The following is an 11419-nucleotide window of genomic DNA, read 5'->3' as shown; positions in this document are numbered from 1 at the left end:
TATGAACCTTAGGAAATGGGACCGATTATGGATAACTTGCGCTTCTCTTCTGCGCCAACAGCAGATTCCATTGATGCATCGATCGTTCAACACTACCCGGACTGCGAACCTGTCGCGGTTATCGGCTACGCCTGCCATTTTCCTGAATCGCCGGATGGCGAAACGTTCTGGCAAAATCTGCTGGAAGGTCGTGAATGCAGCCGACGCTTTACGCGCGAAGAGCTTCTGGCCGTCGGTCTGGATGCCGCCATCATTGACGATCCTCATTATGTCAATATCGGTACGGTGTTAGACAACGCCGACTGCTTCGACGCCACCCTGTTTGGCTATTCGCGACAGGAAGCGGAGTCGATGGACCCGCAGCAGCGCCTGTTTTTGCAGGCGGTCTGGCATGCGCTGGAACATGCCGGTTATGCCCCCGGCGCCGTCCCCCATAAGACCGGCGTTTTCGCCTCTTCCCGGATGAGTACCTACCCCGGTCGCGAAGCATTGAACGTGACAGAAGTCGCGCAGGTAAAAGGTCTGCAATCTCTGATGGGCAATGATAAAGACTATATTGCCACCCGCGCCGCGTACAAACTCAACCTGCACGGCCCGGCGTTATCGGTACAGACCGCCTGCTCCAGCTCGCTGGTTGCCGTGCATCTGGCCTGTGAAAGCCTGCGCGCTGGCGAATCCGATATGGCGGTTGCCGGCGGCGTGGCGCTCTCTTTCCCCCAGCAGGCAGGCTACCGCTACCAGCCCGGAATGATTTTCTCTCCTGATGGTCACTGTCGTCCCTTTGACGCCTCGGCTGAGGGCACCTGGGCCGGTAACGGTCTCGGCTGCGTGGTGCTGCGTCGCCTGAGAGACGCGCTGCTGTCAGGCGATCCGATTATCTCGGTGATCCTCTCCAGCGCGGTCAACAACGACGGCAACAGAAAGGTCGGCTATACCGCCCCTTCCGTCGCAGGGCAACAGGCAGTCATCGAAGAGGCGTTAATGCTGGCGGCCATCGACGACAGGCAGGTAGGTTACATTGAAACCCACGGCACCGGCACACCGCTGGGCGACGCGATTGAAATTGAAGCGTTACGCAACGTCTATGCGCCTCGCCCGCAGGATCAGCGCTGTGCGCTCGGTTCCGTGAAAAGTAACATGGGCCATCTGGATACCGCGGCGGGCATTGCCGGACTGCTGAAAACCGTTCTGGCAGTCAGTCGCGGGCAAATTCCTCCCTTACTGAATTTTCACACCCCCAACCCGGCGCTGAAACTTGAAGAGAGCCCCTTTACCATACCGGTGTCGGCACAGGCATGGCAGGACGAAATGCGCTATGCGGGCGTCTCCTCCTTTGGTATTGGCGGCACCAACTGCCATATGATCGTCGCCTCGCTGCCCGACGCGCTCAACGCGCGCCTCCCCAATACGGATAGCGGCAGAAAAAGTACCGCGCTGCTGCTCAGCGCCGCCAGCGACAGCGCGTTGCGGCGGCTGGCGACGGATTATGCCGGGGCGCTGAGAGAGAATGCGGATGCCAGCTCTCTGGCCTTCACAGCCCTGCACGCGCGCCGTCTCGATCTCCCCTTCCGCCTGGCGGCGCCATTAAACCGTGAAACCGCCGAGGCGCTCAGCGCCTGGGCCGGTGAGAAATCGGGGGCGCAGGTTTACAGCGGCCACGGCGCCAGCGGCAAGCAGGTGTGGCTGTTTACCGGCCAGGGCTCGCACTGGCGCACTATGGGTCAAACGATGTACCAGCACTCAACGGCGTTTGCCGACACGCTGGATCGCTGTTTTTCCGCCTGTAGCGAAATGCTCACGCCGTCACTGCGCGAAGCGATGTTTAACCCCGATTCGGCGCAGCTGGACAATATGGCCTGGGCGCAGCCGGCGATTGTCGCGTTTGAAATCGCGATGGCGGCGCACTGGCGTGCTGAAGGACTGAAGCCAGACTTCGCCATTGGGCATTCCGTCGGTGAATTTGCCGCTGCCGTTGTCTGCGGACACTATACGATTGAACAGGTCATGCCACTGGTTTGTCGGCGCGGCGCGCTAATGCAGCAGTGCGCAAGCGGCGCGATGGTGGCGGTATTTGCAGACGAAGACACGCTGATGCCGCTGGCTCGCCAGTTTGAGCTGGATCTCGCCGCCAACAACGGTACGCAACATACGGTATTTTCCGGGCCGGAAGCCCGTCTCGCGGTATTTTGCGCCACGCTCTCGCAGCATGACATTAACTATCGTCGCCTGAGCGTAACCGGTGCGGCGCACTCCGCTTTACTGGAGCCGATACTCGATCGGTTCCAGGACGCCTGCGCGGGACTGCACGCGGAGCCGGGGCAAATACCGATTATTTCCACGCTCACCGCCGACGTCATTGATGAGTCAACGCTCAACCAGGCGGATTACTGGCGCCGACACATGCGCCAGCCGGTGCGTTTTATCCAGAGTATTCAGGTGGCGCATCAACTCGGCACCCGCGTTTTTCTGGAGATGGGGCCCGATGCCCAGTTGGTTGCTTGCGGGCAGCGCGAATACCGCGATAACGCATACTGGATAGCCAGCGCCCGGCGTAACAAAGAGGCGAGCGTTGTCCTCAATCAGGCCCTGCTCCAGCTTTACGCTGCCGGCGTCGCTCTACCGTGGGCCGACCTACTGGCGGGCGATGGACAACGTATCGCTGCGCCATGTTATCCGTTTGATACTGAGCGTTACTGGAAAGAGCGCGTCTCCCCGGCCTGCGAGCCTGCCGACGCAGCGCTGTCTGCCGGGCTGGAGGTGGCGAGTCGCGCCGCGACAGCGCTCGATCTCCCTCGCCTGGAAGCGCTTAAACAGTGCGCCACGCGACTGCACGCCATCTACGTCGATCAACTGGTACAACGCTGTACCGGCGATGCCATTGAGAACGGCGTGGACGCCATGACCATCATGCGCCGTGGACGTCTGCTGCCCCGCTACCAGCAGCTACTCCAGCGCCTGCTGAATAACTGCGTGGTCGACGGCGATTACCGCTGCACCGACGGGCGATACGTCCGCGCCCGCCCCATTGAACATCAACAGCGGGAATCACTGCTGACGGAACTTGCCGGTTATTGTGAAGGTTTTCAGGCTATTCCCGACACCATCGCCCGTGCCGGCGATCGGTTATATGAAATGATGAGCGGCGCGGAAGAACCGGTGGCGATTATCTTCCCGCAAAGCGCCTCCGACGGCGTGGAAGTGCTGTATCAGGAATTCAGCTTTGGCCGCTATTTCAACCAAATCGCCGCCGGGGTATTACGTGGCATTGTCCAGACGCGTCAGCCCCGCCAGCCGTTGCGTATTCTTGAAGTTGGCGGCGGAACCGGCGGCACCACCGCGTGGCTGCTGCCGGAACTCAACGGCGTTCCGGCACTGGAGTACCATTTCACCGATATCTCGGCGCTGTTCACCCGTCGCGCCCAGCAGAAATTCGCCGACTATGATTTTGTGAAGTATAGCGAGCTGGATCTCGAAAAAGAGGCGCAGTCTCAGGGTTTCCAGGCACAGTCTTACGATCTTATCGTGGCAGCGAACGTGATTCACGCCACCCGCCATATTGGCCGCACGCTCGATAATCTGCGCCCCCTGCTCAAGCCGGGCGGGCGCCTGCTGATGCGCGAAATCACCCAGCCAATGCGTCTGTTTGACTTCGTTTTCGGCCCGCTGGTTCTTCCGCTACAGGATCTCGACGCCCGCGAAGGTGAGTTATTCCTCACCACCGCTCAGTGGCAACAACAGTGCCGCCACGCCGGATTCAGCAAAGTGGCGTGGCTACCGCAGGATGGCAGCCCGACCGCCGGGATGAGCGAACATATCATTCTCGCCACGCTGCCCGGTCAGGCGGTTAGCGCCGTAACATTCACCGCGCCATCAGAACCCGTGTTGGGGCAGGCGCTGACGGATAACGGTGATTATCTCGCCGACTGGTCTGATTGCGCAGGTCAGCCCGAACGGTTTAACGCCCGCTGGCAGGAGGCCTGGCGTCTGCTTTCACAGCGTCATGGCGACGCTCTGCCTGTGGAACCGCCCCCCGTCGCCGCCCCGGAGTGGCTAGGGAAGGTTCGCTTAAGCTGGCAAAACGAAGCCTTTTCCCGCGGTCAGATGCGCGTTGAAGCCCGTCATCCTGCTGGCGAGTGGCTGCCGCTATCGCCCGCCGAGCCTCTTCCTGCGCCGCAAACGCATTATCAATGGCGCTGGACGCCCCTCAACGTCGCCAGCATTGACCATCCGCTTACCTTTAGCTTCAGCGCCGGTACGCTTGCGCGCAGCGACGAGCTGGCGCAATACGGCATCATTCACGATCCGCACGCCTCTTCACGACTGATGATTGTTGAGGAGAGCGAGGATACGCTGGCCTTAGCGGAGAAAGTGATAGCAGCGCTCACCGCCAGCGCAGCCGGATTGATTGTGGTTACTCGCCGCGCGTGGCGAGTCGAGGAAAATGAAGCACTCTCTGCATCCCATCACGCGCTATGGGCCTTGCTTCGCGTCGCGGCCAACGAACAGCCGGAACGGTTGCTTGCCGCCATCGATCTCGCCGAAAACACCCCGTGGGAAACGCTGCATCAAGGGTTGAGCGCAGTCTCACTATCACAGCGCTGGCTCGCCGCACGGGGTGACACCCTTTGGCTTCCTTCACTGTCGCCCAATACGGGATGCGCCGCTGAATTACCGGCAAACGTGTTTACCGGCGATAGCCGCTGGCATCTGGTGACCGGAGCGTTTGGCGGATTAGGCCGCCTTGCCGTGAACTGGCTCAGAGAAAAAGGGGCGCGACGCATCGCCCTGCTAGCGCCGCGCGTGGATGAGTCATGGCTACGCGACGTGGAGGGCGGGCAGACGCGCGTCTGCCGTTGTGATGTGGGCGATGCCGGGCAACTGGCCACGGTTCTTGACGATCTGGCGGCCAACGGCGGCATTGCCGGAGCGATTCATGCCGCTGGCGTATTGGCTGACGCGCCCTTGCAGGAGCTTGATGACCACCAGCTGGCTGCCGTTTTCGCGGTAAAAGCGCAGGCGGCAAGCCAGCTGTTGCAAACCCTGCGCAACCACGACGGACGCTATCTTATTCTCTACTCTTCCGCTGCCGCCACCCTCGGCGCGCCGGGTCAGAGCGCCCATGCGCTGGCCTGCGGCTACCTGGACGGGCTGGCCCAGCAGTTTTCCACCCTTGATGCGCCGAAAACGCTCTCTGTCGCCTGGGGCGCATGGGGAGAAAGCGGTCGGGCGGCCACGCCGGAAATGCTGGCGACGCTCGCCAGCCGAGGTATGGGCGCGTTAAGCGATGCCGAAGGCTGCTGGCACCTGGAACAGGCGGTGATGCGCGGTGCCCCGTGGCGACTGGCGATGCGCGTTTTTACCGACAAAATGCCCCCGTTACAACAGGCTCTGTTTAACATCAGCGCCACAGAAAAAGCCGCAACGCCGGTCATTCCTCCTGCTGATGACAACGCCTTTAACGGCAGCCTGAGCGATGAAACAGCGGTGATGGCATGGCTGAAAAAGCGGATTGCGGTTCAGCTAAGGCTGAGCGATCCGGCGTCACTGCATCCAAACCAGGATCTGTTGCAACTCGGCATGGACTCGCTGCTCTTCCTTGAACTCAGTAGCGATATTCAGCACTACCTGGGCGTACGCATCAATGCGGAACGGGCGTGGCAGGATCTGTCTCCTCATGGACTCACGCAGCTTATCTGTTCTAAGCCAGAGGCGACGCCTGCCGCTTCGCAGCCGGAAGTGTTGCGGCACGACGCCGACGAGCGTTATGCGCCCTTCCCTTTGACGCCCATTCAGCACGCCTACTGGCTGGGGCGAACCCACCTCATTGGCTATGGCGGCGTCGCCTGTCACGTCCTGTTTGAGTGGGATAAACGCCACGATGAGTTCGATCTCGCCATACTGGAGAAAGCATGGAACCAGCTCATCGCACGCCACGATATGTTGCGTATGGTGGTTGATGCCGACGGGCAGCAGCGAATCCTGGCGACAACGCCGGAGTATCACATCCCGCGTGACGATCTGCGCGCGCTTTCCCCGGAAGAACAGCGCATCGCGCTGGAAAAACGGCGGCATGAACTGAGCTATCGCGTTTTGCCTGCCGACCAGTGGCCTCTTTTTGAGCTGGTGGTCAGCGAAATCGACGATTGCCATTACCGTCTGCATATGAACCTCGACCTTTTGCAGTTTGATGTGCAGAGTTTTAAAGTCATGATGGACGACCTGGCGCAGGTCTGGCGCGGTGAAACGCTGGCGCCGCTCGCTATTACCTTCCGTGATTATGTGATGGCTGAACAGGCGCGCCGACAGACATCGGCATGGCACGATGCCTGGGATTACTGGCAGGAAAAACTGCCGCAACTGCCCTTAGCGCCAGAGCTGCCGGTGGTTGAGACGCCCCCGGAAACGCCACACTTCACCACCTTCAAATCGACGATCGGCAAGACAGAATGGCAGGCCGTGAAACAGCGCTGGCAGCAGCAAGGCGTCACACCGTCTGCCGCGCTGCTCACGCTGTTTGCCGCCACCCTTGAGCGCTGGAGCCGTACCACAACATTTACGCTGAACCTGACGTTCTTCAATCGCCAGCCGATCCATCCGCAAATCAACCAGTTGATTGGTGATTTTACCTCCGTCACGCTGGTTGATTTTAACTTCTCAGCGCCGGTGACGTTGCAAGAGCAGATGCAACAGACCCAACAGCGCCTCTGGCAAAACATGGCGCACAGTGAAATGAACGGTGTTGAGGTGATCCGTGAGCTGGGCCGCCTGCGCGGATCACAACGTCAACCGCTGATGCCGGTAGTGTTTACCAGTATGCTGGGGATGACGCTGGAAGGCATGACTATCGATCAGGCGATGAGCCATCTGTTCGGCGAACCCTGCTATGTATTCACGCAAACGCCGCAGGTCTGGCTGGATCATCAGGTCATGGAGAGCGACGGCGAGTTGATGTTTAGCTGGTACTGCATGGACAACGTGCTGGAACCCGGCGCTGCCGAGGCGATGTTTAATGACTATTGCGCCATCCTGCAAGCCGTCATCGCCGCCCCTGAAAGCCTGAAGACTCTCGCCAGCGGCATCGCCGGGCACATTCCCCGCCGACGCTGGCCGCTGAACGCGCAGGCGGACTACGACCTGCGGGATATTGAGCAGGCGACGCTCGAATACCCCGGCATCCGGCAGGCCAGAGCGGAAATAACCGAACAGGGCGCGTTGACGCTGGATATCGTGATGGCCGACGATCCGTCGCCATCAGCGGCGATGCCTGATGAGCACGAACTTACCCAACTGGCGCTGCCGTTGCCTGAGCAGGCGCAGCTTGATGAGCTGGAGGCGACCTGGCGCTGGCTGGAGGCGCGTGCGCTACAGGGGATCGCGGCTACGCTAAATCGTCACGGCCTGTTTACCACGCCGGAGATCGCCCATCGCTTTAGCGCAATAGTACAGGCGCTGTCCGCGCAAGCGTCTCACCAGCGTCTGCTGCGCCAGTGGCTACAGTGTCTGACGGAAAGAGAGTGGTTAATCCGCGAAGGTGAAAGCTGGCGCTGCCGCATTCCGCTCAGCGAGATTCCTGAGCCTCAGGAAGCGTGCCCGCAAAGCCAATGGAGCCAGGCGCTGGCGCAGTATCTGGAAACCTGCATCGCCCGGCACGACGCCCTCTTCTCCGGGCAGTGTTCTCCGCTGGAATTGCTGTTCAACGAGCAGCATCGCGTTACCGACGCGCTGTATCGCGACAACCCCGCCAGCGCCTGTCTGAATCGCTATACCGCGCAGATTGCCGCCTTGTGCAGCGCAGAACGGATTCTGGAGGTTGGCGCCGGAACCGCAGCCACTACCGCGCCGGTGCTGAAGGCCACGCGGAACACGCGGCAGTCGTACCACTTCACGGACGTCTCCGCGCAGTTCCTCAATGACGCCAGAGCCCGTTTCCATGATGAATCGCAGGTGTCTTATGCCTTGTTCGACATCAACCAGCCGCTGGATTTCACCGCCCACCCGGAGGCGGGTTACGACCTGATCGTTGCCGTCAATGTGCTCCACGACGCCAGCCATGTCGTCCAGACGTTGCGCAGATTAAAACTGTTGCTGAAAGCCGGCGGACGTTTGCTGATCGTTGAAGCGACGGAGCGAAACAGCGTATTCCAGCTGGCGAGCGTGGGCTTTATTGAGGGATTAAGCGGATACCGCGATTTCCGCCGCCGGGATGAGAAACCGATGCTCACCCGCTCCGCATGGCAGGAGGTTCTCGTTCAGGCCGGGTTTGCAAACGAGCTGGCGTGGCCCGCGCAGGAATCGTCGCCGCTGCGCCAGCATCTGCTGGTAGCGCGTTCGCCTGGCGTAAATCGCCCGGATAAAAAAGCCGTGAGCCGCTATTTACAGCAGCGCTTTGGCACCGGTCTGCCCATTTTACAGATCCGGCAAAGAGAAGCGTTATTTACGCCGCTGCATGCCCCGTCTGATGCGCCGACTGAGCCAGCCAAACCCACGCCAGTTGCCGGGGGGAATCCGGCGCTGGAAAAACAGGTGGCTGAACTCTGGCAATCGCTGCTGTCTCGCCCCGTGGCAAGGCATCACGACTTTTTCGAACTGGGCGGCGACAGCCTGATGGCGACAAGGATGGTCGCGCAGCTAAACCGGAGAGGGATTGCCAGGGCTAACCTTCAGGATCTGTTCAGCCATTCGACGCTGAGCGACTTCTGCGCCCATCTACAGGCGGCTACGTCAGGAGAGGACAACCCGATACCCCTTTGCCAGGGCGACGGTGAGGAAACCCTGTTTGTCTTCCACGCTTCAGACGGCGATATCAGCGCCTGGCTGCCGCTCGCTAGCGCGTTGAACAGGCGCGTTTTCGGCCTGCAAGCAAAATCGCCGCAGCGCTTTGCCACGCTCGACCAGATGATCGATGAGTATGTCGGGTGCATCCGTCGTCAGCAGCCTCACGGCCCTTATGTGCTGGCGGGTTGGTCGTATGGCGCGTTTCTTGCGGCGGGCGCCGCACAGCGCCTGTACGCCAAAGGCGAGCAGGTTCGGATGGTGTTAATCGATCCCGTGTGCCGACAGGATTTCTGTTGCGAAAACCGGGCGGCCCTGCTGCGCCTGTTAGCCGAAGGACAAACGCCTCTGGCACTGCCCGAACATTTCGACCAGCAGACGCCCGACAGCCAGCTTGCCGACTTTATCAGCCTCGCTAAAACGGCCGGTATGGTGTCGCAAAACCTGACGCTGCAAGCGGCAGAAACGTGGCTCGACAACATCGCGCATCTGCTGCGTTTACTGACTGAGCATACGCCGGGCGAAAGCGTTCCGGTCCCCTGTCTCATGGTGTATGCCGCCGGGAGACCCGCGCGCTGGACGCCAGCAGAAACCGAGTGGCAGGGCTGGATAAACAACGCCGACGACGCTGTGATTGAAGCCAGCCACTGGCAAATCATGATGGAAGCCCCCCACGTTCAGGCTTGTGCGCAACACATTACGCGCTGGCTTTGCGCAACCTCAACGCAACCGGAGAACACGTTATGATGCCGTCCGCCTCCCCAAAACAACGCGTACTGATTGTGGGCGCCAAATTTGGCGAAATGTACCTGAATGCCTTTATGCAGCCCCCGGAGGGGCTGGAACTGGTCGGCCTGCTGGCGCAGGGAAGCGCCCGTTCAAGAGAGCTGGCTCATGCGTTTGGCATTCCGCTGTATACCTCGCCGGAACAGATAACCAGGATGCCGGATATCGCCTGTATTGTCGTGCGTTCGACCGTCGCCGGAGGAACCGGTACGCAGCTTGCCAGACACTTTCTGACGCGCGGCGTACACGTCATTCAGGAGCATCCCCTCCACCCGGATGACATCAGTTCCTTACAAACGCTGGCGCAGGAACAGGGCTGCTGCTATTGGGTAAACACGTTTTATCCGCATACGCGCGCGGGACGCACATGGCTTCGCGATGCGCAGCAGCTGCGTCGCTGCCTGGCTAAGACGCCGCCGGTAGTCCACGCCACCACCAGCCGACAGTTGCTCTACTCCACTCTGGATTTGTTGTTGCTGGCTCTGGGCGTTGATGCCGCCGCCGTGGAGTGCGACGTGGTTGGCAGCTTTAGCGATTTTCACTGTCTGAGACTCTTCTGGCCGGAGGGAGAAGCCTGCCTGCTGCTTCAGCGCTATCTCGATCCTGACGATCCAGATATGCATAGCCTTATCATGCACCGCCTGCTGCTGGGCTGGCCGGAAGGTCATCTTTCGCTGGAGGCGAGCTACGGCCCCGTCATCTGGTCATCCAGCCTGTTTGTCGCAGACCATCAGGAGAACGCCCACAGCCTCTACCGCAGACCGGAGATCCTGCGCGATCTGCCGGGTCTGACGCGCAGCGCGGCGCCCCTGAGCTGGCGCGACTGCTGCGAAACCGCCGGGCCGGAGGGCGTCAGCTGGTTGCTACACCAGTTGCGCAGCCATCTGGCGGGCGAACATCCACCAGCGGCCTGCCAAAGCGTACATCAGATCGCGTTATCACGTTTATGGCAGCAGATTTTACGTAAGACCGGCAATGCGGAGATCAGACGCCTGACGCCGCCGCACCACGACCGGTTAGCCGGTTTCTACAACGATGATGATAAGGAGGCGCTGTGACGCAATCTGCAATGTGCATCCCGCTGTGGCCCGCCCGGAACGGCAATACTGCGCATCTGGTCATGTGCCCTTTCGCTGGCGGCAGCAGTAGCGCGTTTCGCCACTGGCAAGCTGAGCAACTGGCTGATTGCGCGCTTTCTCTGGTGACCTGGCCGGGGCGCGATCGCCTTCGCCATCTGGAACCGCTCAGAAGCATTACACAACTGGCGGCACTGCTGGCGAACGAGCTGGAAGCATCCGTATCGCCTGACACGCCGCTTTTACTCGCCGGGCACAGCATGGGGGCGCAGGTGGCGTTTGAAACCTGCCGACTTCTGGAGCAACGGGGGCTTGCGCCACAAGGACTGATTATTTCCGGGTGCCATGCCCCGCATCTGCATTCTGAACGCCAGCTCAGCCATCGCGATGATGCCGACTTTATCGCTGAGCTGATAGACATTGGCGGATGTTCTCCTGAACTGCGGGAAAACCAGGAATTAATGTCGCTGTTTCTTCCTCTTCTGCGCGCTGATTTTTACGCCACCGAGAGCTATCACTACGACTCGCCCGACGTCTGTCCGCCGCTGCGCACGCCTGCGCTGTTATTGTGCGGCAGCCACGATCGCGAAGCCTCCTGGCAGCAGGTCGATGCCTGGCGTCAGTGGCTGAGCCACGTTACAGGCCCGGTGGTGATTGACGGCGATCATTTCTATCCCATTCAACAAGCCCGGTCCTTTTTTACGCAGATTGTCCGCCATTTTCCCCACGCATTTTCTGCAATGACCGCGTGGCAAAAACAGCCCAGTACTTCAGAAAGGTGACGC

3 protein-coding genes are annotated in these 11419 nt (G+C 60.5%); all 3 read left to right on the top strand.

What is annotated here, in order from left to right:
• Positions 1-27 precede the first annotated feature (27 nt).
• Genes irp1 through ybtT form a run of 3 tightly spaced genes read left to right on the top strand, consistent with a single transcriptional unit; the run spans position 28 to position 11416 of the window.
• Complete coding sequence (irp1, locus tag HBM92_RS09505; RefSeq protein WP_000369530.1) at positions 28-9519, top strand: yersiniabactin polyketide synthase HMWP1; 9492 nt, start codon at positions 28-30, stop codon at positions 9517-9519.
• A complete protein-coding gene (gene ybtU, locus HBM92_RS09500) occupies positions 9516-10616 on the top strand; it encodes a yersiniabactin biosynthesis oxidoreductase YbtU (RefSeq protein WP_000982864.1) in 1101 nt (366 codons plus the stop codon). Before irp1 ends, ybtU begins: the two co-directional genes overlap by 4 nt.
• The gene (ybtT, locus tag HBM92_RS09495) at positions 10613-11416 is read left to right on the top strand and encodes a yersiniabactin biosynthesis thioesterase YbtT (RefSeq protein WP_000194283.1); all 804 of its coding nucleotides are present in this window, start codon (positions 10613-10615) and stop codon (positions 11414-11416) included. Before ybtU ends, ybtT begins: the two co-directional genes overlap by 4 nt.
• The last annotated feature ends 3 nt before the right edge of the window (positions 11417-11419 follow it).

The sequence above is a fragment of the Escherichia sp. E.sYA108 genome (assembly GCF_011754335.1).
Lineage (GTDB): Bacteria > Pseudomonadota > Gammaproteobacteria > Enterobacterales > Enterobacteriaceae > Escherichia > Escherichia coli.
The sequence above is the reverse complement of the archived record's forward strand: the minus strand, read 5'-3'. Positions and strand labels throughout refer to the sequence as shown.